The sequence below is a fragment of the Nonomuraea mangrovi genome, from assembly GCF_042681425.1.
Classification (GTDB): Bacteria; Actinomycetota; Actinomycetes; order Streptosporangiales; family Streptosporangiaceae; genus Nonomuraea; species Nonomuraea mangrovi.
In genome coordinates this window covers 272,573-286,728 of record NZ_JBHUFV010000022.1, presented here as the reverse complement: position 1 = coordinate 286,728, position 14,156 = coordinate 272,573, and the positions used below count along the sequence as shown (strand labels likewise).

General features: G+C 71.3%; 15 protein-coding genes. 12 read left to right on the top strand and 3 right to left on the bottom strand.

The window, feature by feature from the left end; genetic code table 11:
• Window positions 1-8: 8 nt before the first annotated feature.
• From ACFSKW_RS15610 to ACFSKW_RS15555, 12 genes are all read left to right on the top strand, one after another.
• On the top strand, window positions 9-965 hold the full coding sequence (locus ACFSKW_RS15610; RefSeq protein ID WP_379572942.1) for a 3-oxoacyl-ACP synthase III family protein: 957 nt from the start codon (window positions 9-11) through the stop codon (window positions 963-965).
• A complete protein-coding gene (locus ACFSKW_RS15605; protein WP_379572941.1) occupies window positions 965-1,696 on the top strand; it encodes a glycosyltransferase in 732 nt (243 codons plus the stop codon). Before ACFSKW_RS15610 ends, ACFSKW_RS15605 begins: the two co-directional genes overlap by 1 nt.
• Window positions 1,693-2,835: a cytochrome P450 gene (locus ACFSKW_RS15600; protein WP_379572940.1), complete on the top strand. Its 1,143-nt coding sequence runs from the start codon at window positions 1,693-1,695 to the stop codon at window positions 2,833-2,835. Before ACFSKW_RS15605 ends, ACFSKW_RS15600 begins: the two co-directional genes overlap by 4 nt.
• Complete coding sequence (locus tag ACFSKW_RS15595) at window positions 2,832-4,292, top strand: class I adenylate-forming enzyme family protein (RefSeq protein ID WP_379572939.1); 1,461 nt, start codon at window positions 2,832-2,834, stop codon at window positions 4,290-4,292. Before ACFSKW_RS15600 ends, ACFSKW_RS15595 begins: the two co-directional genes overlap by 4 nt.
• Window positions 4,289-5,188, top strand: coding sequence for an NAD-dependent epimerase/dehydratase family protein (locus ACFSKW_RS15590; RefSeq protein WP_379572938.1), 900 nt, complete (start codon window positions 4,289-4,291; stop codon window positions 5,186-5,188). The genes ACFSKW_RS15595 and ACFSKW_RS15590 overlap by 4 nt, the downstream gene beginning before the upstream one ends.
• Window positions 5,189-5,365: 177 nt before the next feature.
• On the top strand, window positions 5,366-6,652 hold the full coding sequence (locus ACFSKW_RS15585; protein ID WP_379572937.1) for an LCP family protein: 1,287 nt from the start codon (window positions 5,366-5,368) through the stop codon (window positions 6,650-6,652).
• 322 nt (window positions 6,653-6,974) lie between these two features.
• Window positions 6,975-8,006, top strand: a complete 1,032-nt coding sequence (locus ACFSKW_RS15580) for an ABC transporter substrate-binding protein (RefSeq protein ID WP_379572936.1) — start codon at window positions 6,975-6,977, stop codon at window positions 8,004-8,006.
• A 1-nt stretch (window position 8,007) separates the two neighbouring features.
• Window positions 8,008-8,793 carry an ABC transporter ATP-binding protein gene (locus ACFSKW_RS15575; protein WP_379572935.1) on the top strand — a complete coding sequence of 262 codons (786 nt, stop codon included), beginning with the start codon at window positions 8,008-8,010 and terminating at the stop codon, window positions 8,791-8,793.
• On the top strand, window positions 8,790-9,650 hold the full coding sequence (locus tag ACFSKW_RS15570; RefSeq protein WP_379572934.1) for an ABC transporter permease: 861 nt from the start codon (window positions 8,790-8,792) through the stop codon (window positions 9,648-9,650). The genes ACFSKW_RS15575 and ACFSKW_RS15570 overlap by 4 nt, the downstream gene beginning before the upstream one ends.
• On the top strand, window positions 9,634-10,008 hold the full coding sequence (locus tag ACFSKW_RS15565) for an RrF2 family transcriptional regulator (protein ID WP_379572933.1): 375 nt from the start codon (window positions 9,634-9,636) through the stop codon (window positions 10,006-10,008). Before ACFSKW_RS15570 ends, ACFSKW_RS15565 begins: the two co-directional genes overlap by 17 nt.
• Window positions 10,009-10,107: 99 nt before the next feature.
• The gene (locus ACFSKW_RS15560; protein ID WP_379572932.1) at window positions 10,108-11,058 is read left to right on the top strand and encodes an ATP-binding protein; all 951 of its coding nucleotides are present in this window, start codon (window positions 10,108-10,110) and stop codon (window positions 11,056-11,058) included.
• Window positions 11,059-11,112: 54 nt separating this feature from the next.
• Entirely contained in the window at window positions 11,113-11,499 is a 387-nt protein-coding gene (locus ACFSKW_RS15555) for an SCO5389 family protein (RefSeq protein ID WP_379572931.1), read from the top strand.
• Here ACFSKW_RS15555 and ACFSKW_RS15550 read toward each other — a convergent pair.
• The 3 genes from ACFSKW_RS15550 to ACFSKW_RS15540 are packed head-to-tail and all read right to left on the bottom strand — an operon-like array spanning window position 11,468 to window position 14,109.
• Entirely contained in the window at window positions 11,468-12,469 is a 1,002-nt protein-coding gene (locus ACFSKW_RS15550; RefSeq protein WP_379572930.1) for an LLM class flavin-dependent oxidoreductase, read from the bottom strand. The genes ACFSKW_RS15555 and ACFSKW_RS15550 overlap by 32 nt on opposite strands.
• Window positions 12,470-12,493: 24 nt before the next feature.
• A complete protein-coding gene (locus tag ACFSKW_RS15545; RefSeq protein ID WP_379572929.1) occupies window positions 12,494-13,162 on the bottom strand; it encodes a ribonuclease HII in 669 nt (222 codons plus the stop codon).
• Between the two features lie 11 nt (window positions 13,163-13,173).
• Window positions 13,174-14,109: a LysR family transcriptional regulator gene (locus ACFSKW_RS15540; protein WP_379572928.1), complete on the bottom strand. Its 936-nt coding sequence runs from the start codon at window positions 14,107-14,109 to the stop codon at window positions 13,174-13,176.
• Window positions 14,110-14,156: the final 47 nt, after the last annotated feature.

The window sequence follows — 14,156 nt, the reverse complement described above, 5'->3', positions numbered from 1 at the left end:
TGCTCTGGGTGAAGGCGCGCATCGTGGACATAGCGACGTATCTCCCCGGCCTGATACGGACCAGTGGTGACGTCGAGGAGCGGATCGAGGGGTTCAGGGCACCCAAAGGGCTCATCGAACGTCTGACGGGCATCAGGCGCAGGCATGTGGCGGCCGACGGCCAGCAGGCCTCCGACCTGGCGGTCGAGGCTGCCAGGCAGCTCGACCACGACGTGGACCTGCTCATCTTCGCCTCGGCGTCGCAGGACATGGTCGAGCCGGCGACCGCGCACATCGTGGCGGCCAAGCTGGGCCTGTCGTGCCCCGTCTTCGACGTGAAGAACGCCTGCAACAGCCTGCTCAACGGGATCCAGGTCGCCGAGGCGCTGATCCTGTCCGGCGCCCACCGCAGGGTGCTGGTGTGCACCGGCGAGACACCGAGCAGGGCGATCAGGTGGCAGGTGAAGGACCGCGAGCAGTTCGTCGACTCCTTCGCCGGCTACACGCTGTCCGACGCGGGGGCCGCGGTGCTGCTCGCGGCCGACCCGCGGCGCGGCATCTTCTACCGCGATTTCTCCGCCGACAGCACCGCCTGGGACATCGGCACGCTGCCCGGGGGCGGCTCCGCTCACCCGCGCGACCACGAGTACTCCTACTTCAGGGGCGACGGCCGCCGCCTGAAGGAGGCGTTCGAGAAGGCAGGGCCCGACATCTTCGTCACCGCGCTGAAGCGGACGGGCCTGTCCTGGGACGACTTCGCCATCGTGGCCGTGCACCAGGTGGCGCTGCCGTACCTGCGCTTCCTGGCCGACACGCTTGGCATCCCCGAGGACAGGCTGGTCGTCAGCCTGCCCGAGCACGGCAACTGCGCGTCGGCGACGCTGCCGCTGCAACTCCAGCTCGGCGGCTGGGCGCCGGGTGACAGGGTGGCGTTGCTCGGCCTCGGCGGAGGCATCAGCATGGGCGTGATGCTGGCGGAGATGTGATGAGGCTCTGGGTCGTCGTGCCCGCCTACAACGAGGCGGCGAGTATCGGGGCGACGCTGCGCGCCCTGCGGGAGCAGCGCGACCGCGACTTCACGGTGCTGGTCGTGGACAACGCCAGCACCGACGGCACCGCCGAGGTGGCCCGCGCGTTCGGCGCCGAGGTCGTGCACGAGGCCCGCAAGGGCACGGGCGCCGCCTCCGACACCGGCATGCGCCACGCGATCGCCAACGGCGCCACCCACCTGGCCAGGACCGACGCCGACTGCCTTCCGCGCGCCGACTGGACCGCGAACATCCGCCGCGCCTTCGACGACGGCCTGGAACTCGTCGGCGGCAAGCTCAGGGCGCGCACCGACGAGTTCCCGCTGAAGCTCTGGGAGCGCCGTCTCATCCCCGCCGTGGTCGAGACCGCCGCCTTCTTCGGCAAGGTACGGCCGAGCAACCGCTCCCCCGACTACCGCGGGCCGTACGTCATGATGCCCGGCGCCACCATCGCGATCACCGCGGACCTCTACGAGCGCTCCGGCGGCTTCCCCCGCACGGCGATCGAGGAGCAGCACGAGGACCGCGAGCTGGTCAACCGCGTACGCAGGCTCACCGGCGCGTACGGCTCCCGCCGCGACGTCGTGGTGTTCGGCTCGGTCCGCCGCCTGCGCGCCTACGGCCTGATCCGCACCCTCGCCTGGTACATCGACCACCACTACAAGCCAGAGACGATCGACATCAGATGAGCCACGAGACCAGGCTCTACCTGGCCGCGCACCCCTTCGCCTATCCCCTGGTCCGCCTGCTGGCGCGCATGGGTCCTGTGGTGCGCGTCCCCGGGCTGGGCGTGGTGGTCAACGACGCCGCCACGGCCCGCCGCGTGCTCATGGACCCGCGTTTCCGCAAGGACGGCCCCGGCTCGCCGGGCGAGCTGTGGACGCCGGTGCTCGGCCCTTCGGTGCTGCTCAACATGGAGGGCGCCGCGCACGCGGCGTTGCGCGCCAAGCTGGCCCCGCTCTTCACCCCCTCCCAGGTCTCGGCGCTGGTCGCCGACGTGCTCGACCGGCCGTTGAGGGAGCTCTCCGCCCGGCTGGACGGCGGCGAGCGCGTGGACCTGGTCGACGCGATGCGGCTGATGGCGGGCTCGGTGATCTGCCGGGTGATCGGACTCGGCGAGGTGCCCGCCGAGCGGGCGCGGGCACTGTTCGCCGAAGGGGAGCGCGTGGCGGCCATGGTGTCGCTGCGGACGCGCCGGCTGTCGGCCCGCCAGGTGGTGGCCGCCCGCGAGGTCCTCGACCGGATCGGCGACATCGCCTCCGCCGCCTACCTCGCCGAGGACCCCTCCACGGTCATGGGCAGGATGCGCTCGCTCGGGCTCTCGGAGGCCGAGGCCAGGGGCGCGGCGGGGGCGTTCTTCCTCACCGGCACGGAGACCGTGGCCACGTTCGTCCCGCGCCTCGTCGCGCTGCTGCACGACCACGGGCACCTCGGCAGGGACCGTCCCGTCGCCGGCGGCGACCTCGACCGCGCCATCGAGGAGGCCATGCGGGTGACCACCCCCACCCCCGTGATGCTGCGCTCGGTCGCCGAGCCCGCCACGGTCGGCAGGGTCGCGGTACGGCCGGGCGACCGCGTGCTCGTCGCCACCCACAACTGCGCCCGCGCCCACGGCCCCTTCGACCCTTCCCGCCCGCATCCGCCCGAGCTGCGCAGGCTGTGGTTCGGCGCCGGGCCGCACTTCTGCATCGGCTACCCCCTCGCGCTGGCCGAGATCCGCGCCGTCGCCGCCACCCTGCTCCAGCACGACCTGCGGGTCGTCGGCAGGAGGGCGGCCCGCGGCGTGCTGATCCCGACCTACGCCCACCTCTGGGTCAGGAAGGCATGATCGACATCATCTCCGGCGTGCTCGCCACCGCGGGCGGCGCCCCGGACAGGACCGCCCTGATCGCGCCCGACGGGACCCCCGTCTCCTACGGTGAGCTCAAGGCGCGCCTGCTCACGATCGCGCACGCCCTGCGCGGCGACGACGACTTCGGCGTGCTGTTCGCCGTCCGGCCAGGTCCCGACGCCGTCGCGCTGGCGCTCGGCGCGGTCGCGGCAGGAGGGACGCTGGTGCTGGCCGACCCCGGGCTCGCGCCCGAGGTGTTCGCCGGGCGGATGACGCTCGCCCGGCCCAGGTGGGTGATCGCAGAGTCGGCGCTCTACCTGCTCAGCGGCCCGTTGAAGCGGGTGGCCAGGCGCCGGGGGCTGCTCCTGCCGAACCTGCGCGAGCCGTTTCCCGGAGCGCGCCACCTCTACACGGGACCGTGGCTGCCGGGCGTCCCGCCGGGGGCGCTGCGGGCCGGGCGGCTGCCTGCCGTACAGGCGGCGCCGGTCACGCGGGACCACGCGGCCGTCGTCGCCTTCACCTCGGGGACGACCGAGCAGCCCAAGGGGGTCGTCCACACCAGGCGGTCGCTGGCCGAGGGTCTGCGCATGTTCGTCGAAGCGGTGCCGATGGAGCCGGGCGACGTGGTCCACACCGACCAGTTCATCCTGGGGCTTCCTGCGCTCATCGCCGGTGCCACCTGGTCGATGCCGGGGCGCGGTGACCAGGCCGAGGAGCTGGCCCGGCGCGGTGCCACCCACGCCTTCTCCGTTCCTGTGAAGCTGCACGGGCTGCTGGAGCGCACCCCCCGGCTGCCGGGCGGCCTGCGCTGTCTCCTGCTCGGGGCCGCTCCCGCGCCGCCTGCCGTCCTCAGAAGGGCGAGGGAGGCGGCGCCCAAGGCGGACATCCTGTCGGTGTACGCGCTGACCGAGGCGTTGCCGATCGCGATCGCCTCCGCCGAGGACAAGCTCGCCGCCACGGGCGGCGACCTGCTCGGCGCCCCGCTGCCGGGCGTGCGCGTCCGCGTCGCGGACGACGGCGAGTTGTTCGTGGGCGGGCCGCATCTCGCCCGCGGCTACCTCGGCGACGCGCCGCTCACCGAACTGGCCACCGGCGACCTCGTCAGGCTCGACGCCGAGGGCAGGCTGGTGCTGCTCGGCAGGAAGAAGGACATGATCCTGAGGGACGGCGTGAACATCTATCCCGGCGTCTACGAACCCGCCATCGCCGCGCTGCCCGGCGTCGGCGAGGCGGCCGTCGTCGGCCTGCCCGACCCTGACACGGGCGACGAGGAGGTCGTCCTCGCCCTGACCACGACGGCAGGCTACGACGAGAGGCTGCTGCGGAAGGCGCTGCCCGATCTCATGGACGCGTCCGCGTTCCCCGACCGGATCGTCACGCTCGCCGCGCTACCCCGCAAGGGCCGCAGCGACAAGCTCGACAGGGACGCGATCAGGCGGCTGGTCGGCTCATGAGGGTCGCGGTCACCGGCGCGTCGGGCTTCGTGGGCGGCGCCGTGTGCAGGGCCGCCGCCGCGCGGGGGTGGGAGGTGCTGGCGTACGGTCGGCGCCCGCACGCCGATCTGGGCGCCCTGCCGTACACCTCGTGGGACCTGGTCCACGGCGAGCCGCCGGCCGAGCGGGTCGACGCGGTGATCCACTGCGCGGGCAGCGTCACCGACTGGGGCCCGCCGCGGGAGATCTGGCGGGCCAACGTCACCGGCACCCGCAACGCCATGGCCGCCTTCCCCGGCGCCAGGTTCGTCCACGTCAGCACGGCCAGCGTCTACGACCCCTTCCGCCCGACCGTCATGGCGACCGAGGACGAGGCCCCCGTCAGGCGCTACGTCAACGCCTACGGCGCGTCCAAGGCCGCCGCGGAGAACGCCGTCATGGGCGCGGCCGTCGTCCTGCGCCCGCACGCGATCTACGGCAAGGGCGACACCACGCTGCTGCCCCGCCTGCTCCGCTCGATCAGGGCGGGCAGGCTGCTCGCCGTCGGCAGCGGCGCGACCAGGCTCAGCCTCACCTCGGTGGACAACCTCGCGCAGGCCTGCCTGCTCGGCGTCACGGCCCCGCCCGGCGCCTACAACGTGACCGACAGCCATCCCGTCACGCTGGACGCCGCGCTGCGTGAGCTCCTGCGCGAGCGCCGCCTCGCCGTACGGCCGCTCTACATCGGCGAGAGCGCCGCCATGCGGATGGCCGCGCTCGCCGAGATCATCTCCGCCTTCACCCGCCGCCCGCCTCGGCTGACCAGGTACGCCGTGGGCCACCTCGCCGTCGAACGCACGCTCGATATCACGAAGGCGGGTGAGCTGCTGGGCTACGTTCCCGCGCCCACCTCGTTCGCCGGAGCGGCCCTTTGGTGAAAGCTTGGACCGACGCGGTCCTCAGCATCGCCTATTCAACCGCAAACCGTTACTAACCTGTGATGGATCTGCTGATAACGAGGTTGGGGCGGGATGACTGGCAAAGGTCGCGAATTCGGCCCGGGCTTGGCCGTGTGTCTGACGATCGGCTCGGCACTGCTGTGGGGAGTGGCCCACGTGGCCACCGGACGGTACCGCACCGGCTTCGGCCTCATGACGGTCTACCTGGTGCTCGTCGGGCTGATCGTCACGATGGCCACCGCCTTCAGAGGCGCGCTGCTGTCGCTCGCCGTCCAGCCCTCGTGGCTCGAGGCGCTCACCGTCTCCATCGCGACGGTCGCCCTCATCTGGTCCATCGTGATCCTCTGGTCCTTCTGGCTCGTACGGCCCAGCGGCGCCGGCCACAACCTGAACCTCGCCGTCGCCGGCGCCCTCTGCGTCCTGGTCATCGCGCCGAGCGCCTACGCCGCCCGCGTCGCCTACCTCTCCCACGACGTCGTGACCAGCGTGTTCTCCGCCACGAGCACCACACCCGTGATCGCCCAGGACCCGTGGAAAGGCGCGAGCCGCGTCAACATCCTGCTCGCCGGAGCCGACGCCGCCCCCAACAGGGTCGGCGTCCGCACCGACAGCGTGACCGTCGCCAGCATCGACACCGCCACCGGCGCGACCACGCTCTTCGGCCTGCCGCGCAACCTGCAGCGGATCATGCTGCCCGAAGGGCCGGCCCGCGACCGCTTCCCCTACGGCTTCACCGGCGAGCCGCCCGCGACGCCCGGCCTCCTCAACGAGATCTACCAGTACGCCGAGGACTATCCCGAGATGGTGCCGGGCGTGAAGGCAGGCGAGCGCGGCGCCACCCTGCTCAAGCAGACGATCAGTGACATCCTCGGCATCCGCGTCAGCTACTACGCCATGGTCGACATGGCGGGCTTCGCCGAGATCATCGACGCCATGGGCGGCGTCAGGATCACCATCAAGGAGCCGATCACCTACGGCAGGTACGGCGAGGGCCTCCTGCCCGCCGGCACGCGCAAGCTGTCCGGCGAGGACGCTTTGTGGTTCGGGCGTTCCCGCACCAACAGCGACGACTACGTGCGCATGAGCCGCCAGAAGTGCCTGCTCAACGCCGTCGCCCAGCAGGCCGACCCGGTGACGCTGCTGAACAGCTTCGAGAACCTCGCCACCGCCACCAAGCGCGCCATCTCCACCGACATCCCCGCCGACCTGCTGCCCGCGCTGGTCGACCTCGGGCAGAAGGTGAAGGGCACCCACATCAAGAGCCTGCAGTTCGTGCCGCCGCTGATCAACACGGCCTATCCCGACTGGCACCTGATCAAGAGGAAGGTATCGGAAGCGCTCGAGGCCAAGCCCGCCGTCACCAGGCGCACGGCCAGCCGTCCGCTGACGACCCCCTCCCCTTCGCCCTCGGACAACGCGATCTCCCTGGACGAGGTCTGCTAGCACCCGGTGCCTTCGGACGATCCCATGGCCGCCACGCGGGCCTCCCCACGGTGAGGCCGAGTCGGCGACAAGGGCGACGTCGAGCGGAGTGAAGGGCGGTCGCGTGCCCGCGCGCTGCGGCGGGCGGCGGACACGCGACCTCGGAGACGCCGCGAGAGCGGCATGCTCCGCCACACCTCACACGCTGCGCGTGCGGATGCCGGTCCGCGCGGCTTACAGATCACGCTGACAGACGGTCTTGCAATTCCGACTTGACGAGAAGGAAATAAGGGGATTTCATGTACACATAGCCGACTGATTAAGTAGGAAATAGGGAGTTGCGATGAAGAGGCTCGCCGCCGCCGTCGCCGTACTGGCCATGACCTCGCTCGCGGCCGCCTGTGGGTCCTCCTCGCCGAGCGCTCCCGCGGCCGCGGCCAAGGAGGTGCGCCTCGGCTACTTCCCGAACATCACGCACTCCACCGCCCTCTACGGCATCGAGAAGGGCATCTACGCCAAGTCGCTGGGCGTCCCGCTGAAGACCAGCACGTTCAACGCGGGACCCGCCGCCATCGAGGCCGTCTTCTCCGGCGCCATCGACGCGACCTACATCGGCCCGAACCCGGCCATCAACGCCTGGGAGAAGTCCAAGGGCAAGGCCATCAACATCGTCGCCGGCGCGGCCTCGGGCGGCGTCTACCTCGTCGTCAAGCCCGAGATCAACTCGGTCGAGGACCTCAAGGGCAAGAAGATCGCCACCCCGCAGCTCGGCAACACGCAGGACGTCGCCCTGCGCTACTGGCTGCAGGAGAAGGGCCTCAAGACCGACACCAAGGGCGGTGGCGACGTCAGCATCGTGCCGCAGGAGAACTCGCAGACCCTGCAGACGTTCGCCACGGGCGACATCGACGGCGCGTGGGTGCCCGAGCCGTTCGCCAGCAGGCTCGTCATCGAGAGCAAGGGCAAGATCCTTCAGGACGAGCGCGAGCTCTGGCCGAACAAGCAGTTCGTGATCACCCACCTGATCGTCAGGCAGGAGTGGGCCAAGGCCAACCCCGACCTGCTCAAGAAGCTGATCGAGGCGCACGTCCAGTCGACGGAGGGGATCAACGCCGACCCTGACGCCGCGGCGCAGGTGGTCAACGCCTCGGTCGAGAAGCTGACGGGCAAGCCGCTCAAGCCCGAGGTGCTGGCCAGCGCGTTCAAGAACATCACGTTCACGAACGACCCGATCGCGGCGTCGCTGACGGGCAGCGCCGACCACGCCGTCAAGGTCGGCCTGCTCAAGCCGGTGGACCTCAACGGCATCTACGACCTGAAGATCCTCAACGAGGTCCTCGCAGCCAAGGGCCAGCAGTCGATCAAGGACAAGTGACATGACCGTCCAGGTGGACCGCCAGGAATCGGTCCGGCTCGAAGGGGTCTCCAAGCTCTACGGCGACCTGCTGGCGCTCGACAAGGTCTCGCTCAGCGTGGCACCGGGCGAGTTCGTCTGCCTCCTCGGCGCCTCGGGATGCGGGAAGAGCACGCTGCTGTCGCTGGTGGCGGGGCTCGACCAGCCCTCCGGCGGAGCGATCTCCACGGCCGGGCGCAGGGTCGCGATGATGTTCCAGGAGCCTGCGCTGTTCCCCTGGCTCACCGTCCGCGCCAACGTCGAGATGGCCATGCGCGCGCTGCCCAGGCGGGAACGGCGCGCGAAGGCCGAGGAGTTCCTCGAGATGGTCCACCTGGGCGGCTTCGGCCCCAAGCGGCCGCACCAGCTGTCGGGCGGCATGCGTCAGCGTGTGGCGCTGGCCCGCTCACTGGCCCAGGACGCCGACGTCCTGCTCATGGACGAGCCGTTCGGCGCGCTCGACGCCATGACCCGCGACCTGCTCCACGACGAGCTGGAGCGGATCTGGCGGGAGCGGAAGCTGTCGGTCCTGTTCGTCACCCACAACGTCCGCGAAGCCGTACGGCTCGGCGACCGGGTCGTGCTGCTGAGCAGCAGGCCCGGCAAGGTCGTCGAGGAGTTCCCCGTGGAGCTGGCGCGGCCGCGCCGTACGGACTCCGCCGAGGTGGCGACGCTGGCGGCGCGCATCACCGACCAGCTCAAGCGTGAGGTCGCCCGCCACGGGGACGTCGCGCACAAGACCGCTGCCGCACAGGAGGTGCGCTCGTGAGCACCGACACCCACGCCGCGCAGATCGCCGGCCTCGACGCCCTCGAGATCGCCGAGAAGCGGCGCGGCGCGCTGGCCGGCCGCCTCTGGGCCCGCGTCTGGCCGATCACGCTGGCCGTCGGCATCGTGCTGGCCATCTGGCAGGGCGTGGTCTGGGCGGGATTCTGGGAGCCGTGGGTCTTCGCCGGCCCTTCCGAGGTGTTCCCCGTCCTGTTCGAGCGGCTGGGCACCGGCGAGTTCTGGCAGGCCGTCGGCGTGACGATGCGCCGCGCGGTGACCGGCTTCGCCGCCGCCATGCTGATCGGCCTGATCGTCGGCGCGCTCGTCTCCAGGGTCAAGGTGCTGAGGGCCGCCTTCGGCTCGCTGATCACCGGCCTGCAGACCATGCCCTCGATCGCCTGGTTCCCGCTGGCGATCCTGCTGTTCAAGCTGAGTGAGAGCGCCATCACCTTCGTGGTGATCCTCGGTGCGGCGCCGTCCATCGCCAACGGTCTGATCACCGGTGTCGACTACACGCCGCCGCTGCTGCTGCGGGCGGGGCACGTGCTCGGTTTCCGCAGGGTCCAGCTGTACTGGCACGTGATCCTGCCCGCCTCGCTCCCCTCGTTCCTCGCGGGGCTCAAGCAGGGGTGGGCCTTCGCATGGCGGTCGCTGATGGCGGGCGAGATCGTGGTCATCATCGCCAACCAGCCCTCGCTCGGCGAGCAGCTCCACTACGCCCGCGAGCTGGCCGACTCGGCGGGCCTGCTCGCCACCATGATCGTGGTCCTGATGATCGGCATCGTCATCGACCTGCTCTTCGAGGCCGGTGACAACGCCCTTCGCCGCCGCTGGGGCCTCCGTGCGGATCTCCGCTAGGACGCAGTACGCGTTGCGGGCGGTCACCGAGCTGGCCGCGGCGCCGGAGGGCCCGGTGTCGGCCGAGCGGATCGCGGCGGCGCAGGGCATTCCCCGCAGGTTCCTGGACAACATCCTGCTGCAGCTGCGCAGGGCCGGGCTGATCCGCAGCCAGCGCGGCCCCGACGGCGGCTACTGGCTGGCCCGTGACGCGTCGGCGATCACGCTCGCCGACGTGATCGCGGTCGTGGAGGGCTGGCCCTCGCCCGACGAGTATCCGGGGGTGGCCCAGCCGCTGGCCGACGTGTGGGCCACCATCCGCAGGCACGAGGAGAGGTTGCTCACCGAGATCACCTTCGCCCAGATCGTGTCGGCTTAGCCGCGGCTCTCCAGGGTTTCGGCGAAATCCCGCTCTCCGGCGTCCCGCTGTGTCATGCTGAATCGGAAACGGTTTTCATACTCAGATGGGGTCGTCAGCGTGAGAGTGGCGTTCGTTGGCAAGGGCGGCAGCGGCAAGACCACCGTGTCCGCACTGTTCTCGAGATTCGTGGCGAGTCAGGGCGACCCTGTGGTGGCCGTCGACGCGGACATCAACCAGCACCTGGCGCTGGTCCTCGGCCTGGAGGAGACGCCCGAGCCGCTCGGCGCGCGCCTCACCGAGATCAAGGAGCTCCTGCGCGGCTCCAACCCCCTCATCCCCTCCGCCGCGGCGATGGTCAAGACCACCCCGCCGGGGCGCGGCTCGCGGATCCTGCGCTTCGACGACCTGCCGTACACGATGCGGACGCCCGAAGGGCCGCGGCTCATGGTCACGGGGCCCTTCAGCGAGGACGACCTCGGCGTCGCCTGCTACCACTCCAAGGTCGGCGCGGTCGAGCTGCTGCTCAACCACCTGGTCGACCGCCACGGCGAGTACGTCGTGGTGGACATGACGGCGGGCGCCGACTCCTTCGCCTCGGGCCTGTTCACCAGGTTCGACATGACGTTCCTGGTGGCCGAGCCGACCCGGCAGGGCGTGAGCGTCTACAAGCAGTACAAGGACTACGCCGCCGACTACGACGTATCCGTCGCGGTGGTGGGCAACAAGGTCCACGGCCCCGGCGACGTGGAGTTCCTGCGCGAGCACGTCGGCGACGACCTGCTGACCTGGCTGGAGCACTCCGCCGCGGTCCGCGCCATGGAGCAGGGCCGCCCCTTCACCCTCGACGACCTGGAACCGGCCAACGCCGAGGCCCTGTCGGTGCTGGTCAAGCACGCCGACGCGCAGGAGAAGGACTGGGCGAGGTTCGGCCGTCAGGCGGTGGAGTTCCACCTGCGCAACGCCCGCGCGTGGGCCAACGAGCGCACCGGGCTCGACCTCGCCGATCAGATCGATCCCGGCTTCGTGTACGGCCCCGCGTCACTCGACTGTCGCCTTCAGGCCATCTAGAGCACGTCCACGACCCCACCTAGCGTCAAGTAGTTCCCTTGGAGAGGAGACAGCATGTCGCTGACCGTTCCGAATGATCTTCTCGAGCGGGCCAGACAGGGAGAGATCGACGACGCGGCGTTCGTCGCCTGCGTCCGCGACTCCCTGCCCTACGCCTGGTCGATGATCAGCGAGCTGGTCAAGCAGCGTGAGCACTCAGGAGCCGAGTTCGCCGACAACCAGACCCCGCCGCCCGACGAGGAGGCCCGCGGACAGCTCCTGCGCTGCCTGGCGAGCGACTCGATGCGCGGCGCCCTCGAGCGTCACTTCGGGGTGCGGCTGGCCTTCCAGAACTGCCACAGGGTCGCGGTGTTCGACCCGGCCGCGACCGACGCGCTGCGCGACTTCGTGACCCCGCGGGCGCAGATCCTCAACCAGAAGCCCGAGCTCGTCGACTGCTGAGCCTGGGCAGCACTTCGGCGCCGAGGCGCCTGATGTTCTCGAGGGTGCGGGAGCTTTCGCCCGCGCCCTCGACCATCAGGATCAGGTGCTCGATCCCCGTCGCCGCCCGCGTGCGCTCGATGGTCGCCACACAGTGGTCGGCGTCGCCCACCGGGTGCGTGCCGGTCAGGAAGTCCACGTAGCGCCCGATGTCGCGCGAGGGGCGAGCCCGCCCGTCCACGGGCACGTAGCCCGCCAGACCTGGCTCCAGCCAGCGCGGCATGGCCTTCGTGAGCGTCTGGACGGCCTCGCCTGTCGTGTCGGCCACCTGGCCGACCGCGGCCGCCACGTGCCGCGCCCTCGGGCCTCCCGCCGCCTCGTAGGCCGCGACGGCAGCCGCCTTCTCCTCGTCTCCGACGTGCATCCCCAGCAGCATCGGCAGGCCCCTGTCCGCCGCCAGGCGCGTGGTCTCCGCCGAGGTGCAGGCGACGACGGGCGTCATCCGCGCCGGCGGCACCATCGCCACCTCGCGGAAGGAGAAGAACTCTCCCTCGGCGCCGATCCTGTCGCGCGACAGCGCCGAGCACAGCACGTCGAGCGACTCGGCGAACCCCCTCTCGAACCGGGGCAGGCCCGTCCCGAACACCTCCAGGTCCACCCAAGGCCCTCCCCTGCCCACCCCCAGCGTGAAGCGCCCGCCCGACAGGTGGTGGAGCATCGCCGCCTCCTCGGCAAGCGCCACGGGGTGGCGCGTGGACAGCACGCTCACCGCGGTGCCGACGCCGATCCGCCTGGTCCTGCCCAGTGCCATCGCCGCGAACGCGACGGCGGAGGGGCACACGCCGTACGACATGAAATGGTGCTCGGCGATCCACACGTCGTCGAAGCCCGCCTCCTCCGCGGCCTCGACGGCCTGAAGCGCCTCGCCCAGCACCCGGGCGGGCTCCTGCCCCTCGAAGGCCGCCGCGATGAGGAACACACCCATCCGCATCCCCCGATTGTGGGCCGATGGGGCTCAGCCGAACAGGGAGATCTGTCCCTCGCCTGCCGCCGCGTCCCTGTGCTTCCTGAGGTGCCGCCATCGTGGCAGGTCGTCCAGATAGGACCAGGACAGGCGGTGGTGCGGGGTGGGGCCGAGCTCGGCCAGCGCCGCCTGGTGGACGGGTGAGGGATAGCCCGCGTTCTCCGCGAAGCCGTACTCGTCGCAGCCGAGGGTGGCCATGTGGGCGTCGCGCCTGACCTTGGCCAGCACGGACGCGGCCGCCACCGAGATGCTCGCCTGGTCGCCCTTGACCTCCAGGCGGACGGGCCATGGCGAGCCGATGTAGTCGTGGGAGCCGTCGAGGATCACCACGTCGGGCCGCCGCGGAAGGGCGTCGAGGGCCTGCCGTGCCGCCCTGCGCAGCGCCTCCGTCATGCCGAGCGCGTCGATCTCCTCGTGGGAGGCCTCGCCGTAGGCGATCCCCTTCGCCCACCGCTCCAGCTCGGGCACGAGCGCGGTCCTGCGGGCGGCGGACAGCTGTTTGGAGTCGGTCAGCCCGCCGGGCGGCTCGGACAGGTCGGTGACGACCGCGCACACCAGGACGGGGCCGGCCCACGCGCCGCGGCCGACCTCGTCGATGCCCGCGACGATCTTTCCGCGCGCGCCCGCGAGCAGGGTCTCGATCTCGTACGTCGGAGCCACGGCACCGAAGGCTACCGGTGCGCCAGCCTGACGGGTTCCAGATCCGCCGCGAGATAGCGGGAGGCGACGTGGATCGCCCGCAGCGTCACCGACACCGAGGGCCGGTGGACGCTGGAGCCCCTGGCGACGGCGAGCACGTCCCTGCCCACGGGAGAGCCGGGGAACTCGCGCACCGCGATGCCCCGCACCCCCGCGGCCAGCGCGAGCGCCGGCACGGCGGCGATGCCGATGCCCTTGGCCACGAGGGAGAGGATCGTGCCGAGGCCCTCGAACTCCCACGGCGTGCGCCGCGCGCCCCCGACGTCGGCGAAGAGCCGGTCCACCGCCAGGCGGGACGGCTCGCCGTCCGGCGTGGCCATCCACGGCTCGTCGCGCAGTTCCCGCAGGTCGATCGGCACGTCGGTGTCGGCCAGGCGGTGCTTGCGCGGCACGACGAGCACCAGCGGGTCCTGGAGCAGGGGGAAGACCCGCAGGGACTCGCTGTCGCGCGCTCTGCCGTACCAGTCGTCGATGAGCGCGATGTCGACCTCGCCGGACTGCACCTCGCGCATGCCCCGGCCCGAGCGTGACTGCCCGAGCCTGATGGTCAGCCCGGTGTGGCGCCGCAGCGTCCGCGCCAGCACGGGCGCGAAGGCGACCGCGGCCGTGGGGAAGGCCGTGAGCACCACGCGGCCCGCCGGCGTGCCCGCCTGGGCGGACAGGTCGGACTCCGCCTCCTCGACCATCGTCAGGATGCGCTCGGCGTGCGCCACCAGCCGGCGGCCCGCGTCGGTCAGCTCGGCGCTGCGCGCGGTGCGGTCGAGGAGCGCGGTGCCCGCCTCACGTTCCAGCGCGGCCAGTTGCTGCGACACCGCCGAAGGGCTGTAACCGAGCGACTCGGCCGTCGCGGCGATGCTGCCCCTGCGCGCGAACTCGCAGATCAAAGTAAGACGTCGCAAATCGAGCATCGGACTTCCTTACGCCTACCCATGAAAAGCCTCGCTTGTGCTGATGC

What these genes read in the sequence shown, in the direction of transcription:
- ACFSKW_RS15605 (WP_379572941.1), top strand. Translation starts at nt 965, where the DNA reads ATGAGGCTCTGGGTCGTCGTGCCCGCCTACAACGAGGCGGCGAGTATC.
- ACFSKW_RS15600 (WP_379572940.1), top strand. Translation starts at nt 1,693, where the DNA reads ATGAGCCACGAGACCAGGCTCTACCTGGCCGCGCACCCCTTCGCCTAT.
- ACFSKW_RS15595 (WP_379572939.1), top strand. Translation starts at nt 2,832, where the DNA reads ATGATCGACATCATCTCCGGCGTGCTCGCCACCGCGGGCGGCGCCCCG.
- ACFSKW_RS15590 (WP_379572938.1), top strand. Translation starts at nt 4,289, where the DNA reads ATGAGGGTCGCGGTCACCGGCGCGTCGGGCTTCGTGGGCGGCGCCGTG.
- ACFSKW_RS15580 (WP_379572936.1), top strand. Translation starts at nt 6,975, where the DNA reads ATGAAGAGGCTCGCCGCCGCCGTCGCCGTACTGGCCATGACCTCGCTC.
- ACFSKW_RS15575 (WP_379572935.1), top strand. Translation starts at nt 8,008, where the DNA reads ATGACCGTCCAGGTGGACCGCCAGGAATCGGTCCGGCTCGAAGGGGTC.
- ACFSKW_RS15555 (WP_379572931.1), top strand. Translation starts at nt 11,113, where the DNA reads ATGTCGCTGACCGTTCCGAATGATCTTCTCGAGCGGGCCAGACAGGGA.
- ACFSKW_RS15550 (WP_379572930.1), bottom strand. Translation starts at nt 12,469, where the DNA reads ATGCGGATGGGTGTGTTCCTCATCGCGGCGGCCTTCGAGGGGCAGGAG.
- ACFSKW_RS15540 (WP_379572928.1), bottom strand. Translation starts at nt 14,109, where the DNA reads ATGCTCGATTTGCGACGTCTTACTTTGATCTGCGAGTTCGCGCGCAGG.